The sequence below is a fragment of the Mycoplasmopsis iners ATCC 19705 genome (assembly GCF_000701805.1).
Classification (GTDB): Bacteria; Bacillota_I; Bacilli_A; order Mycoplasmatales; family Metamycoplasmataceae; genus Mycoplasmopsis; species Mycoplasmopsis iners.
This window is the reverse complement of the sequence record NZ_JNJW01000005.1, coordinates 21,461-41,046: the sequence shown is the minus strand read 5'-3', so window position 1 is coordinate 41,046 and position 19,586 is coordinate 21,461. Positions and strand designations below refer to the sequence as shown.

Here is a 19,586-nt window from a genome sequence, read left to right as displayed (position 1 = left end):
TATTAGGCACACAGCCAGCGTTCATCCTGAGCCAGGATCAAACTCTCGAAAAAATTGACTGTCATGTTTATATATCTAGTTTTCAAAGAACATTTCTTGCTAATAATTTAGCTTATTAATAATATCAAAATAAAATCAACTTCCAAATAAAATTTTTATTTTTTTCTTAAGCATTTTTTTATTATGTAAAAATGACTTTGATAATTTTGATACTTTCATAATAATAATATTAATTTTCAAAATTAGAAACATTTTTTTAAAATTTTAGTCAGTTGAAGTTTTAAAAAAATATCGGTTTTAAGCGATAAAAAGAGACGATAAAAACTGAAAAAAATAATTTAAAAAAACAGTGTAAAAAAAATAAAAAAATGTTTGACTAATTATTATTTTAGTGTATTATATTAACACAGTCGTAATAGCGAAGGGGAACACCTGATACCATTCCGAACTCAGTAGTTAAGCCCTTTAGTGCCGAAGATAGCAGAGATGTGAAAATAGGGAGCGGCTTTTTTTATTGCATTTTTTAATTATTAATCGAAATTTTGCCTAATAGTCGAGAATTTAATTAGGCAAATTAAAAAATACAGCCGAAATAAGCTGTATTTTTAAATTTGGTATATTAAAGATATTCGAATTTTCCACCGTTTGCTTCAATAGCTTCGATTGCACTTTTTGAAGCATCGTGTAATTCAACATTTAATTTTTTAGTTAATTTGCCATTACCTAATAATTTAACAGGTAATTTTCTCTTAAGTAAATTAGCAGCGAATAATTGTTCTAAATTAACTGTATCGCCATTTGAGAAGACTCTTTCTAAATCTGCTAAATTGATAACTTGATATTCGATGTGGTTCACGTTAGTGAAACCACGTTTACCAATTCTTCTGAATCATGGTGTTTGACCACCTTCAAAGCCTAATCTGTGACCGTGACGTTTGTTTTGTCCTGATTGACCTTTACCAGCTTGTTTACCTTTACCAGCAGCATGACCTCTACCTACACGGTGTTTTTCTGGTCTTGAACCTGCTGTTGCTTTCAATGAGTGTAATTTAATTTCGTTTTGCATAATTATTTATCCTTTTAATCCCAATGATTAACCTAATAATTCTTCAACTTTTTTATCTCTGATTTGAGCAATTTGTTCAGGTGTTCTTAATGCTAATAAAGCTTTTAAAGTTGCTCTAACTACGTTTGCTTTTGAACGTGAGCCATATGTTTTGGTGTAAATATCTGTATAACCAGCTAATTCCACAACAGCACGAACTGTGTTTGATGCAACAATACCTTTACCTTTAGGAGCAGGTTTTAATAAGATTTTTGAAGCTAAGAATTTTGCTTCCACCATGTGTGGAACAGTAATATTTTTGTAAATAGGTACTGTAATTAAATTGTTTTTAGCATCTTTAATAGCTTTTTTAATTGCATCTGGAACTTCGTTAGCTTTTCCGTGACCAAAGCCTACACGACCTTTTTTGTCACCAACAACTACGAATGCTGAGAATGAGAATCTTCTACCACCTTTAACAACTTTAGTAACACGACTAATGTTTACGACTTTTTCGCTGAATTCATTGTCTTGTCTGTCGAATCTTGGATTTCTGTCGCCTTTAGATCTTTCTTTGAATACTCTTGGTCTTCTTTCGAAAGGTTTGTTTTCTTTACCTTCTTTATCAAGTTTTTCAATTTTGTTAGGTCTAGGTGCTTTGTTGAATACTTTTTGAGTACCTTGGGCACTTACTTTAACTGTTTCTTTTTGATTTTCTGCCATTAGAATTTAACTCCTTTAGCGTGTTCTCTAACTGCTTCTGCAAATGCTTTTACACGACCATGGTATACATAACCACCACGGTCAAATACTAATTCGGTAATACCTAATTTATTAATTAATTCAGCCATTTTTTTACCAGCTTCAGCAGCTGATTGAATGTTTCCATGGTATTCGCCTTTTACGTAAGTTGATACTGAAGCAATAGTGGTGCCTCTTGTATCATCGATTAATTGTGCATAAAAGTTTTGGTGTGATTTAAAAACATTAAGACGAGGTTTGTTAGCTGTACCTGAAATTTTTTGTCTTTCACGTAAGTGTTTAACTTGACGTGCTTGATTACGAGATAATTGAGCCATATTATTTTACCTTTCTTAAAGCTACTATTTAGCAGCTGTTTTTCCTTCTTTACGACGGATCACTTCATCTTTATATGCAATACCTTTTCCTGAGTAAGGATTAGGTTTTCTAACTTTACGTACTTCAGCAGCGAATTGACCAACGATTTCTTTGTTGATACCTGAAATAACTAATTCTGTTGGTTTAGCAGCATCAACTTTAAGTTCACTAGGAATGTTTAAGTTAACTAAGTGGCTGTAACCAGCAGCGATTTCTAAAATATTACCTTTAATTGTTGCTTTGTAACCAACCCCTTTAATCACGATTTCTTTTTTGAAGCCTTTTGAAACTCCTAAAAGCATGTTAGCGATTAAAGCGTTAGTTGTACCGTGTAATTGTTTGGTGTGTTTTTCTTCGTTTGCACGAACAGTTGTAATTTGATTGTCTTCGATTTTAATAGCGATTAAGTTGCTGAATGTTCTACTTAATTCACCTAATGGGCCTTTAACTGTTAATGTTGTGTTGTCTAAGTTTACGCTTACGCCAGCTGGGATTGTTAAAACACGATTTCCGACACGAGACATTGACTACCTCCTATCAAATGTAAGCGATAACTTCACCGCCAACATTTTCCTTACGTGCTTGTTTTTCAGTCATCATTCCTTTTGAAGTAGAAATGATTGCTGTACCATAACCTGATAAAACAGTTGGTAAATTGTCTGCTGAAACATAAACTTTTAGACCTGGTTTTGAAATACGTTTAAAATCAATGATTGCTCTTTGTGAGCCTTTGTATTTTAAAACAACTTCGAATGCTTTTTCTTTGCCTTCACCTTTAACTGAGTAAGAAGTAATGTAACCTTCTGCTAATAAAATATCTAGAATTTTGGCTTTTTTATTTGAAAAAGGAATGTTAACAGTTTTAAATTTACGTTGATTAGCGTTTTTAATACGCACAATCATATCTGAAATTGGGTCTGTTATAAACATATTATCAGCTCGCTTTCTTCATGCCTGGAATTTTGCCTTCGTGAGCTAAGTTACGGAAGCAAATACGGCAAACTTTGTATTTTCTTAAAACTGCGTGTGGACGTCCACATAATTCACAACGAGTGTAAGCACGGGTTGAGAATTTAGGATGTTTTTTAGCTTTAACTTTTAATGATTTTTTAGCCATAACTATTTTTCTCCTTTTGCAAATGGCATACCAATTAATTCTAATAAGGCTTTAGCTTCTTCATTTGAGTTAGCTGAGGTGATTAATTGAACATCAAGGCCTTTGATACGACGAATTTTGTCAAATTCGATTTCTGGGAAAATAATTTCTTCTTTAATACCTAATGAGTAGTTTCCACGACCATCAAATGCTTTAGGGTTAGCACCTTTGAAGTCACGGATACGTGGCATAGCCACATTGATTAATTTATCTAGAAATTCTCACATTCTATCTCTACGTAAAGTTACTTTACCACCCATTGGCATACCTTCACGTAATTTTCATGAAGCGTTTGATTTTCTAGCTCTAGTTTGGAAAGGTTTTTGTCCTGAAATAGCTGTTAATTCGTTGATTACTTCTTCGATAGCTTTAGAATTAGTTACTTCTCTACCAGCAGTCATGTTTAGCACGATTTTTTCTAAACGAGGCACTTGCATAATTGAAGAATATTGGAATTTTTCTTTTAATGCAGGTACTACTTTATTTAAATAATGATTTCTTAAGTTATTCATAATTAAAGTTCCTTTTGAGTTCTACGGCTAATTCTAACTTTTTTGTCGCCTTTGATTGAGTAACCAATTTTGGTAAATACAGCTGGTGAAGTTTTTGTAGCTTTTTTAACTAAGATTGAAATGTTTGATGCGTGAATTGGAGCTTCGATTTGTTTGATTTGGCCGTCTTGTCCTTGTGAAGGTTTAACATGTTTAGTTACTTTATTAATATCTTTGATTCAAACTAGATTTCTTTTGCTATCAACTCTGTCAATTTTACCCACTTTGTTTTTGTGAGCACCAGCGATAATAACAACTTCATCGTTTTTCTTAAATTTCATATTTCTCCTTTGTGAAATGTTAGTTTAATAATTTTTAACAATTGGTAAATGAGTTATTACTCAATTGGTTAATTTGACTATAACACTTCAGGTGCTAATGAAACAATTTTTAAGTAACCTTTGTCACGCAATTCACGTGCAACTGGACCAAACACACGGCTACCTCTTAATGTACCGTCTTCTTTAATAATTACCACAGCATTGTCATCGAATTTAATGTGTGTACCATTAGCTCTTTTAATGCCATATACACTTCTTACGATAACAGCTTTAACAACTTGTCCTTCTTTAACAATTCCATTTGGCATAGCTTTTTTAACTGAACAAACGATAACATCACCGATGTTAGCGGTTTTTTTACGGCTACCGCCAAGTACTCTAATTAAACCTACTTCTTTTGCACCTGAGTTATCAGCTACATTTAATTTTGAAAGTTCTAACAACATAGATTATTTTTCACTTTCTGAAGCAACTTGTTTAATTTCAACTAAACGGAAGTGTTTGGTTTTTGATAAAGGACGAGTTTCCATAATTGTAACAACATCATTTACTTGAGCTTGGTTGTTTTCATCATGTACAGCAAAACGTTTGGTTGTTTTGAAACGTTTTGAGTAAAGTCTATGTGCTCTATAAGTTTCTACTTCAACATAAATGGTTTTGTCGCCTCTAGCTGAGGTAACTTTACCTTGTAAAGTTTTACGAGTTTTTGTTTGTCTTTCCATTATTTAACTCCTTTGGCACTTTCAAGTTGTTTGATTGCTGTTAAAACTTTAGCAATGTCTTTTCTTACTAAAGCAATTTTGTGGCTTTGGTCAAGTGTTGACACACGGTTTTTAAATCTTAAGGTTCATAATTCAGCTTTTAATTCAATCACTAATTTATTAAGTTCATCAAGACTTTTGTCTTTTAAATCTTTAAAAAGCATTATTGTTGACCTCCATCTTGTTCACTTCTAGCTACTATTCTTCATTTAACTGGTAATTTGTGACCACCTAATCTTAAAGCGTCACGAGCTATTTCTTCTTTAACACCAGCAACTTCAAACATCATTGTGTTTTCTTTTACTGATGCATATCAAAATTCTGGGCTACCTTTACCTGATCCCATACGAACACCAATTGGTTTTGATGTTTTTTGGAAGTGAGGGAAGATACGAATAATAACATCCCCTTCACGACCCATACGACGAGTAATCGCAATACGGGCTGCTTCAATTTGTCTTGCTGTAATTAATGAAGGTGTTGTTGCTTGCAAGCCAAATTCTCCGAATGAAACTTTGTTACCTTTGTGGGCTTTTCTTTTTAAAGGGTTTACTAAGAATGGTTTACGGTATTTAGTTCTTTTTGGTTGGAGCATTATTTATCTCCTTCTTTAACTTCACCTTTTGAAATTCATACTTTAACACCGATAGCACCATATGTGGTTCTAGCGATTGCTCTAGCAAAATCAACATTTTGTCTTAAAGTATGTAATTTCATTTCGCCACGTGAGTAACCTTCTGTTCTAGCCATATCAACACCATTTAAACGGCCAGAAACTGCTGTTTTGATACCTTTAGCACCAGCTTTTAAGGCATCATTAATAATTAATTTTTGCGCAATTCTAAAGCTTTCACGGTTTTCTAATTTTTGTGCGATAGCTTCAGCTGCTAAACGTGCATTTAATGCAGGTTGTTCAAGATCAACTAATTGTAAATTAATATCAACATTTTTGTCTTTTAGGAATTTGTGTAACTCGGTGTTTAATTTAGCAATATTTTGGCCATTTTCACCTAATAATTTACCTTTGGCTGCTGTGTGAATTAACACGGTAACTTTATTGTTGGCATTACGTTTGATTTCAACTTGACCAATTTGGTATTTACGTACTAATTTATCGAAGAATTTGTAAATGTTAGCATCTTGAACTAAGTATTTACCATAGTTTGCTTTTTCAGCAAATCATACTGTGTTGTGATCTTTTGTAACACCGTATCTAAATCCATTTGGATTAACTTTTTGTCCCATAATTCACCTATGCTCTTTCTTCTAATGTAATTGATAAATGGCTTGTACGTTTGAAAATTGAATATGCTCTACCTTGTGAGTGAGGTTGAAATCTTTTAAGTGTTGGTCCTTCATTAACTAATACTTCTTTAACAAATAATTTTGATGCGTCCATTCCATGGTTGTTGGTTGCGTTCGCGATTGCTGAGTTCACTAAATTAAGAAATAATTCTGATGCTTTTTTATTGGTATTGTGAAGAATACCTAAGGCTACTGCAACGTCTTTGCCTCTGAATAAATCAGCAACTAATCTTGCTTTTCTGGCACTAATACGTTGTGTTTTAACATGTGCTTTAGCTTGTAAAGCCATAATTATTTTTTACCTTTGTCTGCACCGTGACCTGTGTAGGTTCTAGTAGGAGCAAATTCACCTAATTTGTGACCTACCATGTCATCGGTTACATAAACTTCAAGAAATTTATTTCCATTGTGAACAAGGAATGTTAAACCAACAAAGTCTGGGAAGATGTCTGATCTTCTTGATCATGTTTTAATAGGAGCTTTTTTAACTCTACCTTCTACCATATCTTCCACTTTTTTAAGTAAGTGGGCGTCAGCAAAAGGTCCTTTTTTAAGACTACGTGACATTATTTAGCATCCTTTCTTCTTCTAATAATTAATTTGTTTGAAGATTTCTTAGTTTTTCTAGTTTTAACACCAAGAGCTTTTTTACCTCAAGGGGTAAGTGGAGCTTTACGTCCAACAGGTTGTTTACCTTCACCACCACCATGTGGGTGATCTACTGGGTTCATTACTGAACCACGAACTGTAGGTCTAACACCTAAGTGACGGTTTCTACCAGCTTTACCTAAGTTAACTAATAAGTGTTCTTCATTACCAACGCTACCGATTGTTGCACGGCAACGAGCTAAAATACGACGAGTTTCACCTGATTTAAGACGTAAAACAACATATTTACCGTTTTCGTCTTTACCTAAAAGTTGTGCGCTAGTACCAGCTGAACGAGCGATTTGTCCACCAGCACCTGGTTGCATTTCAATGTTGTGTACTGTTGTACCTTCAGGAATACTTGATAAAGGTAATGCATTACCTACCAAGATATCAACATTTTCTCCTGAAATAACTACTTGACCCACTTGAATGCCTTGTGGAGCAAGAATGTATCTTTTTTCACCATCAGCATATGCTAATAAACAAATGTTTGCTGAACGGTTTGGATCGTATTCGATCGATTTTACTACTGCTGGAATATTGTCTTTATTACGTTTAAAGTCAATAATTCTGTAAAATCTCTTTACCCGACCACCTTGGTGTCTAACTGTAATTTTACCTTGGTTATTACGACCAGCGTTTTTCTTTAAAATTACTAATAATGACTTTTCAGGTTTGTGTCCGCTTAAGTTTGCGTTGTAGTCAAGTGAAGACATATTACGGCGACCATTAGTAGTTGGCTTGTAATGTTTTATAGCCATATTTTTAGTCTCCTTTGCTTAAAAATATTTGAGGAATTTGTCTTTTAAGCAATATTAAAATCCTCTAATTATGCTTCTTTTCTACTTCTATTAACAGTTTTTTTACCTGCTTCGGCATTAACTGCTTTATTGTTTGCTGCTTTAGCTTTTTTAGCTGCAATTTTTTCAGCTAATTGAGCTTCTTTAGCTTGATTGTGTGCTTTTTCTTCTTTAGCTTTGTTAGCTTTAGCTTCTTTGTTAGCATCTTGTGCTTCTGCTTCATTTGGATAGTAGTTAATTACATCACCTTCTGCTAAAGTAACCATAGCTTTTTTGTAACGGTTTAAGTAGCCTTCAAAACGACCAATTCTCTTGAATTTTTTATCTACTTTAATTGTGTTAACGCTAACTACTTTAACTTGGAAAATGAATTCAACTGCTTGTTTGATTTGGTATTTGTTTGCTGAGTATTCTACTTCGAATGTATAAGTGTTGCCACTTTGAAGGTTGTTAGTTTTTTCAGTTAAGATAGGTCTTTTAATAATTTGTGTTAATTCCATAATTATCTTGTTCCTCTTTCTTTAAATACTTCTAAACCTTCTTGTGAAAGAATTAATACATCAGCTCATACTAAATCTTCAACTAAAACAGATTCTGGTCTAACAGCACATACATTGCTTAAGTTAGCAACTGATCTTAAAACATTTTCATCTGAAGTAACTAATAAAATGTGTTTTAAGTTGTTTACTTTCAAGCTTTCTAATTTAGCAACAGCTTCTTTAGTTTTAATTCCACTTAATTGGAATTCATCAAGTACTACTGCACCTTTTTGAGCTAATAAGGTTAATGCTGAGGCAAAAGCTGCTCTCTTCACTTTCTTATTAACTTTAAGTGTGTAGTTTCTTTCAGGAGTAGGGCCAAAGGCTCTACCACCACCAACTCAGATTGGTGATCTGGTTGAACCAGCACGTGCACGACCTGTTCCTTTTTGTCTTCAAGGTTTTTTACCCCCACCTCTAACTTCAGCACGACTTTTAACTGAGTGAGTACCTTGTCTTCTTGAAGCTCTTTCTGATAATATAGAATCAAAAATTGCTTGTGAATAAATTTTTTCTAAGCCAAATACTTCTTTTGGAAGAGCTGAAGCATCAAAGCTTAATTCTTTGTCTTTTGAAAAGTCTAATTTTTCAACTTTAGTTTCTTTTTTAGGTGCTGGTTTGTCAACTAAATCTTGTTTTTCAATAAATTCAATAGCTTCAGTGTCTTTAACTTTAGCTTCTGTAACTTTATTAACAATAATTCTAGCTTTGTCTAAACCTACACTACCACGGTATGCACCATCTCTGTGGAATCATACTCTTGTATCGTTTTCTGTTGCTTCACTTACTTTAATGAATTCTTCTACGGCTGCTAAGAAATTAGCGAAATTTTTGTATTCTTTAACGTTTGCTTTTTTGAAGTTGAATGAAACATTACGTTGTTTATCGAATTTTTCTGAAATATAGTATTTTTCTAAGGTTGATTTTTCAGCCATGATTATCTCCTATTATTTTGCAGCTTCTTTAGCTTCTTCAGCAGCGATTAATTTTTCTAATTCATCAGCATGCATACCAGCTAAAACTTCGATATTGTATTTTTTAGCTTTTTCAACTAATTCATTCATTTTAATAACTTCTTGAACGTTAACTAATTTAATAGCTTCTGGGTTTGGTAATCCTTTAACAGCTTGTCTAATAATTACTAAACCTTTGTTAGCACCAGGAATTGATCCTTTAACAAGAATTAAATTGTTTGCAACATCAACTTTAACAATTTCTAAGTTTTGAATTGTGGTTTTTTCTGCACCTAAGTGACCTGGCATTGTCATGCCTTTAACAACACGGTTACCACTAATGTCCCCTAAAGAACCAGTTTGTCTAATTGGCTTGCTACCGCCGCCGCCACCGTGTGATTTAGGTCCGATGTGTTGGTTTCATCTTTTAATTGTACCTGCGAAACCTTTACCTTTTGATGTACCTGTAACATCAACTAATTCGCCAGCAGCAAAAATGTCAGCTGAAATTTTTGCGCCTAATTCATAGCCTTCCATGCCACGAATTTCTTTAATGAAGCGCTTAGGTGTTGTTTGAGCTTGTGCAAATTGACCTTTTAAAGGTTTGTTTGCTTTTTTATCTTTTAAGTCTACAACAGCTAATTGAGTAGCTACATAGCCATTCTTTTCAACTGTTAAAACTTTAGACACAACATTCGGTTGAACTTCGATTACAGTAACTGGGATTGAATTTCCAAATTCTGTATAGATTTGAGTCATTCCGACTTTACGTCCTAAGATTCCTTTCATGATTTCTCCTAAAATATAAATTTATTTAACAATGTCTTTCTGATGTTCGGCATTGACCATTGCTTGCCTATCAAGTTGGATTTATTTTTGTGTAATTTGGATTTGAACACCAGCTGGTAATTCTAATCTTTTAAGTTGGTCCATAGTTTTATCGCTAGGATTGTTGAACACAACTAAACGTTGGTAAGTTCTTGATTCGAATTGTTCACGAGATTTTTTGTTAATGTGAACAGATCTTAAGATAGTTACAACTTCTCTTTTTGTAGGAAGCGCAACTGGACCACTGTATTTCACTTCGTTTTTTTCTGCTAATTCAACAAGTTTTTTAGCAGCATAATCAACAAGTGTGTGTTCAAAAGCTTTCACTTTGATATTAAATTTACTCATTGTTGTCTCCTTTCGTTCTTTAAGAACATTACTCCACATGAATTACTTAAAACACCCTCAACAACTCTTTTTGGTGTATCAACAACCTCATGCTTCTTTGTAATATTGCCTTTTAATTATAAGGCAAAGCAATTTTTTCAAAATAATTAATTGTTCTTTTTTAATATATAAATTTAATTTTGGTCTTAGCTTAAAAGTAAAATTGCTAAAAAGCCTGTTTTATAGGCAAAAATAAAAATAACAAGGTTATTTAGCCTTGTTATAAAATAAGCCTAACTTGTTTCTTCTAAGCTTATAACGCCAGAAATTATTTCACTGTCAGCATTCAAATTATTTTTTAATCTGCGACCAAAAACATAGTGTAATTCGCTTGGGTGAGAATGTGTTTTAGCGCTGCTAAAATATTCATATTGTTCATCAATTTTCCAATCAAGATCAACATAGTTTTTCAAGATTTCAATTTGTTCTTGCATTGTTCTTTTATTTTTTATTTCGGTGGTAATTTGACTAATTGTTTTGTTATTAGTTGTTTTAAAATTACCTGCTATTTTGAGCGAATCATCTCAAAAATAGTAAGGACCGATGGTCAATTTATTCCCTTCAGGATTGCTAATGTCATAATCATTGTTTTTGCCTAAATCATCTATGAAAAAGCTTAATTCGGTTTGTTGATTATCAACAATTTCGCTTAAAAACACAATTTTAGCAATTCTAGCGTTCTCACTACTGTTTCTATCTATAAAGCTCGAATCCTTGCTTGAATATATGAACTTTTGATTGAAAAAATCAGGAAAAACATTTTCATCAAAGTTTTCTTGAATATATTCGGCAATAATATTCTTATAAGCAAACAAACTGTTTTGTTGATCCAATTTGTTTTTCATTGTTGTTGGATATAAACCGAAGCCTTTATTGTTTGCTAAAACAATTATTGATTTATTAACCTTATTTATAGTGCTTTTAGTATTTATTATATTTTGACCAACTTCTTTAAGTAACACTTCGTTTGGTATATTATTTACACCATTTATTGTTAATTGAATAGTATTAGAATCAATTATTTCAACATGTTTAAGTTCACTATTTGCTTCACTTAAAAGTTGATTAAACTCTTCTGAAATAACAAAATATTGGTTTAAGAATTGTTTTAAATTTGCTTTTGCATCATTATTTTTTATATTATTAACTATAAATTCTGTTGGAGCTAATTTGCCTAATTCATTGGAAATTAGCTCCATTTTTTTTTGTTTCACTTTTATTGTTGCATGAAGCTGAAAAGGCAAAAAAAGGTAAAATTAAAGGCACAAAAGTAAGTTTTTTAAAAATAAGTTTTTTCATAGTATTCCTTTAAAATAAGAAAATCTTTAATTAATTATAAAATAATATGAACTAATCGCCAATTTATTCATATTTTGTCCTCTTTTTGGACCAAAGCTCAGAAAAAGTCATAGATGTTTTAGGAGGCAGATAGATAACATGGAAAAAAATAAAATTCAAATTGAAAACACTCTTAAAGAAATAACCAAAAAATTTGGTGAAGAAGCTATTATGCTTTTAGGTAACGATGACTTGAATGAACACATAGAAACATTCTCTAGTGGTTCTTATTTATTAGATGAAGCAATTGGTATTGGAGGTTATCCAAAAGGCAGAATAATTGAAATATTCGGTCCAGAAAGCAGTGGCAAAACAACATTATGTTTACATGCGATTGCTGAAATTCAAAAATTAGGTGGTGTGGCAGCATTTATTGATGCTGAACATTCGGTCGACCCAGCTTATGCAAGTAATTTAGGTGTTAAGTTGGATCAATTAATTTTAAGTCAGCCTGATAGTGGTGAACAAGCATTAGAAATTGTTGATATTTTAGCTAAATCAGGTTCAATTGATCTTATAGTTGTAGATAGTGTAGCAGCGTTAGTCCCTGAAGCAGAATTAAATGGCGATATGCATGAACAAACCATTGGTTCACAAGCTAGATTAATGTCTAAAGCACTTAGAAAGCTAACAGCTACTTTAAACAAAAATAAAACAACGATTATTTTTGTTAATCAAATTAGAGAAAAAATTGGCGTTATGTTTGGTAGTCCAGAAACAACAACTGGTGGTAGAGCGCTTAAATTTTATTCTTCGCTTCGTTTGGATGTGAGAAAAAGCACATCAATTGTTGATGGCAAAAATATCACGGGTAATGAAATAAAAATTAAAGTAGTAAAAAATAAAGTTGCGCCACCTTATAAGAGTTTTACAACTCAAATTATTTTTGGTAATGGCATTGATTCATTGAGTGAATTAATCGATTTAGCCGTTGAAAAAGGCGTTTTCATCAAAAAAGGTGCTTGATACTCTTATGAAGAAAAAAATATTGCACAAGGTAAAAAAGCTTTAAGAGAATTGCTAGAACAAAACTTAGAATTTAAAAACCAAATAGAAAATATTGTTTTAAAACCAAGTGAATAAAAAACAAATAATTTATGGTGTTAAAATTCTTATCAAAATATTGACAAATTAACTTTACCGCAAAATGTGAACAATCATATTTTGCGGTTTTTGCATTGTTTTTTAATTTCCGCATGAACAAAATGCCAATTAATTCATATTTTGTTCATTTTTTAATGTTTTTAATATTTTCAAGCTAAATGAATTAAATGAAGAAAAGATATGTTTGGTGTTTTTTGGGAGGTTTGAGTTTAAGTATTGCCAGTGTTCTAACAAGCGCAATTATTTATAACTCAAGCCCAACGATATTGAAAAAAATTGAGCCAGTAAAAGATAAAAAGGAGGCTTTTACTATCAAAGTTAAAGGTTGTATAGCAAATTCACTTAAACTAAGTTTTGCTAAACCTGTGAAATTAGCAGAAATCAAAAACAAAATCAAATTTAAAAGTAATGCGGACATTGACAAAATCAATTGAAACAAAATTATTGACAAAAATTTTGAGCTTTTTGTTCCGTCTAAAACGAATACAAAGTCTTTAATTGAGTGAGCAAGTCTTTATAGCATTGATCAATTAACAATTCGCGGAATAAATAAAACAATAGCTACAAAACTATTGAATTTAAGAAGAGAAAAGAATAGTAATATTACATGAGAAGATATTTTTCAGATAAAAGGAATTGGTGAAAAAACCTTAAAGAAACTACAAGAAATAATAAAACTATAAATTCTTTTAGTTTATTTTGCTTACTAATTATTTTTAGTTATTTATTGTGTCAATTTAGTGAACATTGATACGTTTTTGTATGGCCTAACTTGGCTATTATTACTATTTTAATAATTAAAAAAGCTAAATTTATTTACTTAATACTATTAATCTATTTAATAGTTGGTTTATTGTCTTTTAATTTTACAAAAACGGAATTAAGGGGACACTATTCGATTGAATGTACAGTTTATAAAACAACAGAAAATTATTTTTTAATTAATTGAAACGGCGAAAAAATAATTGTCTTTAACACCCCTTCAATAACAAGACAAAACATAAGAGAATTTTCTAAAATTATAATTGACGGTGAAATAGAGAAATTTCATTTTGATACTAAGTTAATTAATTGAGTAAAAGAACATAACATCAAATATAAATTAACCAACCCATCTCTTCGGTCAATTATTCATCCTGAATTTAGCTTATCGCATTATATTCGCCATACCAAATTTGTCCAATTAGGCTATTTTAATGCTTATTGAGGCAAATTATTGTTCGGTTTAAATAATTCAAGCAATCAAATGATTAATGATCATTTTAAAAATTTAAGTATCAGTCATATGGTTGTTGTATCTGGCTTTCATATAGATGTTTTAATGATAATTGCCTTTCTTTTCAAGTTTAAAAACAAAAAAATAGATGTGCTTTATAAATCTTTTATCTTTGTGGTTATTTGATTTTATCTTTGCTTGTTAATTAATCCTATTTCTGGATTAAGAGCATTTTTTATGAAAATTTTTATTTTGCTTTGAACAAGAAAGAAAAGAAAAAGGGTGCTTGAAGCATATGACTCTTTAATTTACTCTATGACGATAATTTTTCTTCTTAATCCCAAATGAGTTTTAAGTATTAGCTTTTTATTAACCACCATAAATAGCTTTTATTTAAATTTTTTAACACGCCAATTCAAGAAATTAAAAGTGCTTCAAAATTCAATAATAAGATTTATTTTAACTATATTTGCAATTTCAATGATCAATGTTTTAACAAGCTTAATATTAAACAAATCATTTAACTTTTCAAGCTTATTTATAGTTATTTTAATTGCGCCAATAATTCAAATTCTTTATTTATTTTCCTTGATATTTTGATGGAGTCCAGAATTTCTGAATTTTCTATTTTTTATACTTCATCAAATTATTCATTTATTTACCAAAATAAATTCAATGATAAAAATAGATTATCAAATAAATTACATTTGATTATATGTTTATCCTTTGATGCTTTTTCCTGTTCTTAATTTATTTTTTTATTTTTTGAAAACAAAAATTAATAACAAAAAACCACACTTTCGTGTGGTTTAATGATATGGCGATCCCAAGAAGAGTCGAACTCCTAACCTTTAGGGCCGTAACCTAATGCTCTGTCCAGTTGAGCTATGGGATCTTTTGGAGGCACCAACGGGACTCGAACCCGTACATCAAAGTTTTGCAGACTTTTGCCTTGGCCAATTTGGCTATGGTGCCAATAGCTTTAATATTATAAGCCATTTTACAAATATCCGCAAAATTTCTATTTAATTATACTATCAGTTTTTAAAAAGTAAAAACATATATAAGAAAAAAAAGTAAAAAATCAATTAAATTTTTTGGTACATAACTTACTAAATAATATATTTATATATTTTTATATTTATTTTTATTAAAAAATATATTTTCTATTAAAATATTAGCGCAATACATAAAGACAGCAACGGTTGTAAAACTTAATTAAGTTGCCAAATGTATTTCTTACATTTTAAGTATTGCCAAGAAATTATGAAAGGAGAAAATATGCACCAAGTTAAAGAATCTGCTTTCAGATTGGTTAAAAAAGAAACAGTAAAAGAAATTACTGAAAAACTTCAAAATGCTAAATCTTTAGTTGTAGCAGAATATCGTGGATTATCAGTAGCTGATTTAACAAAACTTCGTGTTTTAGCTAAGAAAAGCAATGTTGAAATTAAAATTTACAAAAACCGTCTTTTCAAACTAGCTGCTGATGCTGCTAACCATTCAGATTTAAATAATCACTTAGTTGGACCAAACGTTTTTGCATTTAGCAAAGATGACGAATTAGCAGGATTTAAAGTTTTAGCTGCTTTTGCAAAAGAAAACAAATTATTAGTTGCTAAAGCTGGTATCTTCGAAGGTAAAGTGGTTGATGCTAAAGGCGTTAATGAAATTGCTACATTACCAAACTACGAAGAAGCTCTTACAATTCTTGCTCGTTCACTTATGAGCCCACTACAACAAGTTTCACTTTCATTAAAATTAATTAGCGAAAAGAAAGAAGAAACAAACTAAAAAATCTCATTTGAAAGGAAAATTATGGCTAAATTAGAAAAACAAACATTTATCGAAGCTTTAAAAGAAATGTCAATTAAAGAAGTTATGGAATTAGTTGAAGCAATGAAAGAAGAATTTGGTATTGACCCTTCAGCAGTTGCTGTTGCTGCTGCTCCTGCAGCTGGCGCAGAAGCTGAAGAAAAATCATCAGTTTCAGTTGTTATTGCTGCTGACAATGGTAAAAAATTAGCTATTGTTAAAGCTGTTAAAGAATTATTAAACTTACCTTTAATGGACGCAAACAAATTAGTTTCAACATTACCAGCAGTTGTTAAAGAAAACATTACTCCAGCAGAAGCTGAATCAATTAAAGCTAAATTAGTTGAAGCTGGTGCTTCAGTTGACATTAAATAATTAATAAATTATTTTGATCATGTCTTAAGGCATGATTTTTTTATGCAAAAAAAATGCGCATTTAAGAGCGCATTCTTTACTAAATTAATTTATCAAAAATGTCATCACCTGTTTCCACAACAATTGGAACTTCAAAGTTACGAGCAACAATATTTCCCGAAGTACCTAAACCATTTACATCTGGAAGAACTTTTGGTTCTTTAAATGATTTTGAAAAAATTGTTAAAGGTAATAATTCTCTAGTGTGATTAAATCCTGGGTATAATGGATCATTTCCATGATCACTAGTCATAATTAATAAATCATCTTCATTCATTACATTGATCAATTTGGCTAATTTAGTGTCTAATGTGGCAATATTTGAAGCATATCCATTAACATCTCTACGGTGTCCGTAGTGTGAATCGAATTGAACTAAGTTAGTAAATACTAAACCACTGGTTTCTGGATCACTTGCCAATTTAATTGTAATGTCCATAGCATCAGCATCACCTTGTGAAGGGTAGTGTTTTGAAATACCTTGACCAACAAAAATATCATTAATTTTACCAACACTAATTGTTGGAATTCCTTTATCTTGTAATGAATTTAAAATAAGTTTTGGTGGTTTATTAGCGTAATCGTGACGGTTAAATGTTCTTACATATTTTCCATCTGGTCCTGTAATGAAAGGTCTAACTATAATTCTACCTACATTTCATTCAGGTTTAGATGAACAAATTTCACGTGCCAACTTACCATAACGATAAAGGTTGTCTAATCCTATTCATTCCTCATGAGCAGCAATTTGTAAAACTGAATCGTTTGAAGTATAAACAATAATTGAACCATTATTTTTTTGTTCTTCAGCTAATTCATCAATAATTACTGTTCCAGAAGCTGCTTTATTTCCTACTATTTTTCTTCCATCGAAAGCTTTTTCTAATTCTTTAATCAAATCTTCTGGGAAACCATTTTCTGCAAAAGTAGGGAATGGAACATTGGTTTTAATACCCATCATTTCTCAGTGACCTGCTAATGTATCTTTAGCATTTGAAACTTCTTGAACTCTAGCTACATAACCCATAGGTTTTTTAACATGATAGTTACCTTCAAGAGTTGTAATATTTCCAATTCCTAATTTTTTTCATGTATCTATAAAGAACATTGAAGATTTAGAAGCAGAAAGAATTGTGTTTGCTCCTTTGTCTCCAAAAGCTTTTTGATCTCTATCTGGTCCAATACCTAAACCATCAGTAACGATCATAAAAATTCTTTTAAATTTTGGCATTTTTTCTCCTTATTTAAGCTAATTAAGCTTATTTATTGTTTAATTCGTCAAAATATCTTTCGACTTCAAGATTACAATCTTGAATAACAGCATCTACGTCCGCAAATGAATTTAACATTGAACCAGAAGCTCTTTCGTGGCCTCCGCCACCTCATTTAACTGCTACATTTCTTACAATTGGACCATTAGATCTATATTCTGTTCTAATTCTGCCGTCTTCTTCTTCGATAAATTGAACTCATAATGGGTAATTTTTAATATTACCAATTAAATTAACTCTAACAACTTCTGTTGGTTTTTTGCCTAATGATTTAATAGTTTCTAAATCAATCGATGTATAGGCTACTTTACCAACTGTTTTTAAGTTACCTAAAAGAATTGATTGCAATTTCAAGTCTTCGAAAGAAGTTTCGGCTAGACCTCTGAATATTTTTTCAGAATTTAAGCCATTTTTATATAAAAATGCAACTAATTCATGTGTTCTATCGGTTGTGTTTGAGTAAGTAAATCTTCCACTGTCAGTTACTATTCCTAAGAAAGTGTAAGTTGCTGCTTTTTCACTGACTACTCACTGATTTTGATAAGCTAATTCAGCTATCATTTCAGCAGCAGCTATACGTGAAGAATCAACTCAACGAGTACAATTATATAAATCATCTTCATTTGGGTGATGATCAATTCTAACTGTTTCGCTGAATAATTCATCATCTAAAAGTTGTCTACATTCAATTCTTTCTTTAAAATTTGCGTCAACAATAATTGCTAATGATTTTTTTAATTCTTCATTAGAAGGTAAATTGTCAAAATCAAATTCTAAAAAGCTACTAAATGTACCTTTATTATCTCCAACAGCATAAATTTTTTTACTTGGATAATTTGTTCTTAATAATTCTCTTAAGCCAAATTGGCTACCTAAACAATCGCCATCTGGCCTTATGTGATGAAAAATTACTATTGAATCATATTGTTTAATTTTTTCAGTTATTTCTTGTCAAGAACCAATAAGCATATTATTTATTTTCTCAATCCTTAATTGCTTGATTTAAATGATTCAATACTTCTGGAACTTGATCAAATGAATCAAGACTAATTCCTGCAGCGTTGTCATGTCCGCCACCACCATAAATGTTAGCAACAACATTTACTTTTGGTCCATTAGACCTTAATCTACCTCTAATTTTGCCATCAGGTAATTGAATAAAGAAGGCTCAACATGAGTTATCTTCGATGTTTGCTAATTCATTAACAAATGAAGCAGCTTTAAGACTGTCAAAACCATATTGGTTCATTAAATCTTCTTTAATTTCAAAATATAATACTCTGCCATCTTTTTTGAAATTTTTCAAAATTTCACCACTAAATTTAATGTCGTTTAATGAACGTTTGTTTAATTCATGAAAAATTCAAGATGGATTTAAACCACCTTTATCATATAAAAATGAAACTAATTGGTGGGTTCTAGATGATGTATCAGGGTACATGAATCTATTGCTGTCTGTAACCATACCTAAATAAATGTGTTCAGCAGCTTTAGTTGAAACTTTTCAGTTGGCATCATATGCTATTTTTGCAATCATTTCAGCAGCAGCCACATAATGTTCATCAACTCATAAATAGTCATATTTAATATCACTATCGTTTGGGTGGTGATCAACTCTTAAAGTTGCTGTCATTCTTTTTTCTAAAAGTAATTGTGCGCACTCAATTCTATCGCTTGATGAAGCATCAACTACAATTCCTAATGAATTTGTAAAGTCTATATCTTCAATTTTGTCAAAGTGATAGTTCATAAAATCAAAAACATGCGCATTATCCCCTGGTGTATAAACCTTTTTATTTGGGAAATTTTGTCTAATTAATTCTGCCAAACCTGCTTGACTTCCTAAACAGTCACCGTCAGGCCTAATGTGATGAAAAATGATAATATTATCGTATTTTTCAATAGCTTCAATAGCTATTTTGCTTGATCCTATTTGCATATTATTCTCCTTAATTTTTAAATTAATATATCTATCTATAAATTATAAATATTTAATAAATAATTAATAAACATTAATAAATAAAAAACATAGAGCTAATATGTCTATGTTTA

General features: G+C 31.1%; 29 protein-coding genes, 2 tRNA genes and 1 rRNA gene. 6 read left to right on the top strand and 26 right to left on the bottom strand.

All coding sequences use genetic code 4. From position 1 onward, the window contains the following. The first annotated feature begins 405 nt into the window (after positions 1–405). Positions 406–511 (top strand): 5S ribosomal RNA (gene rrf / locus T395_RS0101960). Positions 512–619: 108 nt separating this feature from the next. Here rrf and rplO read toward each other — a convergent pair. The 21 genes from rplO to T395_RS0101855 all read right to left on the bottom strand — a co-directional run bounded on the left by rplO (position 620) and on the right by T395_RS0101855 (position 11,575). After that, positions 620–1,066 (bottom strand): 50S ribosomal protein L15, encoded by a 447-nt coding sequence (gene rplO, locus T395_RS0101955; RefSeq protein ID WP_220094634.1) that lies wholly within the window; start codon positions 1,064–1,066, stop codon positions 620–622. A 27-nt stretch (positions 1,067–1,093) separates the two neighbouring features. Further along, on the bottom strand, positions 1,094–1,768 hold the full coding sequence (gene rpsE, locus T395_RS0101950) for a 30S ribosomal protein S5 (protein WP_029512822.1): 675 nt from the start codon (positions 1,766–1,768) through the stop codon (positions 1,094–1,096). Beyond that, positions 1,768–2,124: a 50S ribosomal protein L18 gene (rplR, locus tag T395_RS0101945; protein ID WP_029512821.1), complete on the bottom strand. Its 357-nt coding sequence runs from the start codon at positions 2,122–2,124 to the stop codon at positions 1,768–1,770. Before rplR ends, rpsE begins: the two co-directional genes overlap by 1 nt. 24 nt (positions 2,125–2,148) lie before the next feature. Further along, complete coding sequence (gene rplF, locus T395_RS0101940) at positions 2,149–2,688, bottom strand: 50S ribosomal protein L6 (RefSeq protein ID WP_029512820.1); 540 nt, start codon at positions 2,686–2,688, stop codon at positions 2,149–2,151. Positions 2,689–2,698: 10 nt separating this feature from the next. Continuing rightward, positions 2,699–3,094, bottom strand: a complete 396-nt coding sequence (gene rpsH / locus T395_RS0101935) for a 30S ribosomal protein S8 (protein ID WP_029512819.1) — start codon at positions 3,092–3,094, stop codon at positions 2,699–2,701. Between the two features lies 1 nt (position 3,095). Continuing rightward, positions 3,096–3,281: a type Z 30S ribosomal protein S14 gene (locus T395_RS0101930; protein WP_029512818.1), complete on the bottom strand. Its 186-nt coding sequence runs from the start codon at positions 3,279–3,281 to the stop codon at positions 3,096–3,098. A gap of 2 nt (positions 3,282–3,283) precedes the next feature. Next, positions 3,284–3,832, bottom strand: a complete 549-nt coding sequence (gene rplE / locus T395_RS0101925; RefSeq protein ID WP_029512817.1) for a 50S ribosomal protein L5 — start codon at positions 3,830–3,832, stop codon at positions 3,284–3,286. Positions 3,833–3,834: 2 nt separating this feature from the next. Further along, the gene (gene rplX / locus T395_RS0101920) at positions 3,835–4,152 is read right to left on the bottom strand and encodes a 50S ribosomal protein L24 (RefSeq protein ID WP_029512816.1); all 318 of its coding nucleotides are present in this window, start codon (positions 4,150–4,152) and stop codon (positions 3,835–3,837) included. 77 nt (positions 4,153–4,229) lie between these two features. After that, positions 4,230–4,598, bottom strand: a complete 369-nt coding sequence (rplN, locus tag T395_RS0101915; protein WP_029512815.1) for a 50S ribosomal protein L14 — start codon at positions 4,596–4,598, stop codon at positions 4,230–4,232. 3 nt (positions 4,599–4,601) lie between these two features. Then, positions 4,602–4,874 (bottom strand): 30S ribosomal protein S17, encoded by a 273-nt coding sequence (gene rpsQ, locus T395_RS0101910; RefSeq protein WP_029512814.1) that lies wholly within the window; start codon positions 4,872–4,874, stop codon positions 4,602–4,604. Next, positions 4,874–5,077 (bottom strand): 50S ribosomal protein L29, encoded by a 204-nt coding sequence (rpmC, locus tag T395_RS0101905; protein WP_029512813.1) that lies wholly within the window; start codon positions 5,075–5,077, stop codon positions 4,874–4,876. The genes rpsQ and rpmC overlap by 1 nt, the downstream gene beginning before the upstream one ends. Further along, positions 5,077–5,508: a 50S ribosomal protein L16 gene (rplP, locus tag T395_RS0101900; protein ID WP_029512812.1), complete on the bottom strand. Its 432-nt coding sequence runs from the start codon at positions 5,506–5,508 to the stop codon at positions 5,077–5,079. The genes rpmC and rplP overlap by 1 nt, the downstream gene beginning before the upstream one ends. Next, positions 5,508–6,158, bottom strand: a complete 651-nt coding sequence (gene rpsC / locus T395_RS0101895; protein WP_029512811.1) for a 30S ribosomal protein S3 — start codon at positions 6,156–6,158, stop codon at positions 5,508–5,510. The genes rplP and rpsC overlap by 1 nt, the downstream gene beginning before the upstream one ends. A 7-nt stretch (positions 6,159–6,165) precedes the next feature. Continuing rightward, on the bottom strand, positions 6,166–6,507 hold the full coding sequence (gene rplV / locus T395_RS0101890; RefSeq protein ID WP_029512810.1) for a 50S ribosomal protein L22: 342 nt from the start codon (positions 6,505–6,507) through the stop codon (positions 6,166–6,168). A 2-nt stretch (positions 6,508–6,509) separates the two neighbouring features. Continuing rightward, on the bottom strand, positions 6,510–6,785 hold the full coding sequence (rpsS, locus tag T395_RS0101885) for a 30S ribosomal protein S19 (RefSeq protein ID WP_029512809.1): 276 nt from the start codon (positions 6,783–6,785) through the stop codon (positions 6,510–6,512). Further along, positions 6,785–7,630: a 50S ribosomal protein L2 gene (gene rplB, locus T395_RS0101880; RefSeq protein ID WP_029512808.1), complete on the bottom strand. Its 846-nt coding sequence runs from the start codon at positions 7,628–7,630 to the stop codon at positions 6,785–6,787. The genes rpsS and rplB overlap by 1 nt, the downstream gene beginning before the upstream one ends. Before the next feature lie 68 nt (positions 7,631–7,698). Next, on the bottom strand, positions 7,699–8,169 hold the full coding sequence (gene rplW, locus T395_RS0101875; protein WP_036458395.1) for a 50S ribosomal protein L23: 471 nt from the start codon (positions 8,167–8,169) through the stop codon (positions 7,699–7,701). Between the two features lie 2 nt (positions 8,170–8,171). After that, positions 8,172–9,143, bottom strand: a complete 972-nt coding sequence (rplD, locus tag T395_RS0101870; RefSeq protein WP_029512806.1) for a 50S ribosomal protein L4 — start codon at positions 9,141–9,143, stop codon at positions 8,172–8,174. Positions 9,144–9,155: 12 nt separating this feature from the next. Then, positions 9,156–9,950: a 50S ribosomal protein L3 gene (gene rplC / locus T395_RS0101865; RefSeq protein ID WP_029512805.1), complete on the bottom strand. Its 795-nt coding sequence runs from the start codon at positions 9,948–9,950 to the stop codon at positions 9,156–9,158. 81 nt (positions 9,951–10,031) lie between these two features. Beyond that, positions 10,032–10,337 carry a 30S ribosomal protein S10 gene (gene rpsJ, locus T395_RS0101860; RefSeq protein WP_029512804.1) on the bottom strand — a complete coding sequence of 102 codons (306 nt, stop codon included), beginning with the start codon at positions 10,335–10,337 and terminating at the stop codon, positions 10,032–10,034. 272 nt (positions 10,338–10,609) lie between these two features. Continuing rightward, positions 10,610–11,575: a hypothetical protein gene (locus tag T395_RS0101855; RefSeq protein WP_029512803.1), complete on the bottom strand. Its 966-nt coding sequence runs from the start codon at positions 11,573–11,575 to the stop codon at positions 10,610–10,612. A 238-nt stretch (positions 11,576–11,813) separates the two neighbouring features. Here T395_RS0101855 and recA point away from each other — a divergent pair, with 238 nt between their 5' ends. The 3 genes from recA to T395_RS0101840 all read left to right on the top strand — a co-directional run bounded on the left by recA (position 11,814) and on the right by T395_RS0101840 (position 14,847). Then, a complete protein-coding gene (gene recA / locus T395_RS0101850; RefSeq protein WP_029512802.1) occupies positions 11,814–12,797 on the top strand; it encodes a recombinase RecA in 984 nt (327 codons plus the stop codon). Between the two features lie 224 nt (positions 12,798–13,021). Further along, positions 13,022–13,501, top strand: coding sequence for an MAG0490 family ComEA-like DNA-binding protein (locus T395_RS03530; RefSeq protein ID WP_156933073.1), 480 nt, complete (start codon positions 13,022–13,024; stop codon positions 13,499–13,501). After that, positions 13,426–14,847 (top strand): MAG0480 family ComEC-like protein, encoded by a 1,422-nt coding sequence (locus tag T395_RS0101840; protein ID WP_156933072.1) that lies wholly within the window; start codon positions 13,426–13,428, stop codon positions 14,845–14,847. The genes T395_RS03530 and T395_RS0101840 overlap by 76 nt, the downstream gene beginning before the upstream one ends. Positions 14,848–14,852: 5 nt before the next feature. Here the strand turns inward: T395_RS0101840 and T395_RS0101835 are convergent. Both T395_RS0101835 and T395_RS0101830 read right to left on the bottom strand, forming a co-directional pair. Further along, positions 14,853–14,929: transfer RNA gene (locus tag T395_RS0101835), tRNA-Arg, on the bottom strand. A 3-nt stretch (positions 14,930–14,932) separates the two neighbouring features. Next, positions 14,933–15,009 (bottom strand) — tRNA-Cys (locus tag T395_RS0101830). A gap of 306 nt (positions 15,010–15,315) precedes the next feature. On the opposite strand from T395_RS0101830, the gene rplJ reads away from it, so the two are divergent. Both rplJ and rplL read left to right on the top strand, forming a co-directional pair. Beyond that, on the top strand, positions 15,316–15,828 hold the full coding sequence (rplJ, locus tag T395_RS0101825; protein WP_029512799.1) for a 50S ribosomal protein L10: 513 nt from the start codon (positions 15,316–15,318) through the stop codon (positions 15,826–15,828). A gap of 24 nt (positions 15,829–15,852) precedes the next feature. Continuing rightward, complete coding sequence (gene rplL / locus T395_RS0101820) at positions 15,853–16,224, top strand: 50S ribosomal protein L7/L12 (protein ID WP_029512798.1); 372 nt, start codon at positions 15,853–15,855, stop codon at positions 16,222–16,224. A gap of 79 nt (positions 16,225–16,303) precedes the next feature. Here rplL and T395_RS0101815 read toward each other — a convergent pair whose 3' ends face one another. Genes T395_RS0101815 through T395_RS0101805 form a run of 3 tightly spaced genes read right to left on the bottom strand, consistent with a single transcriptional unit; the run spans position 16,304 to position 19,473 of the window. Then, positions 16,304–17,494: a phosphopentomutase gene (locus T395_RS0101815; protein WP_029512797.1), complete on the bottom strand. Its 1,191-nt coding sequence runs from the start codon at positions 17,492–17,494 to the stop codon at positions 16,304–16,306. Positions 17,495–17,522: 28 nt separating this feature from the next. Next, positions 17,523–18,503, bottom strand: a complete 981-nt coding sequence (locus T395_RS0101810; RefSeq protein ID WP_029512796.1) for a bifunctional oligoribonuclease/PAP phosphatase NrnA — start codon at positions 18,501–18,503, stop codon at positions 17,523–17,525. Between the two features lies 1 nt (position 18,504). Continuing rightward, complete coding sequence (locus T395_RS0101805) at positions 18,505–19,473, bottom strand: bifunctional oligoribonuclease/PAP phosphatase NrnA (protein WP_029512795.1); 969 nt, start codon at positions 19,471–19,473, stop codon at positions 18,505–18,507. Positions 19,474–19,586 lie beyond the last annotated feature (113 nt).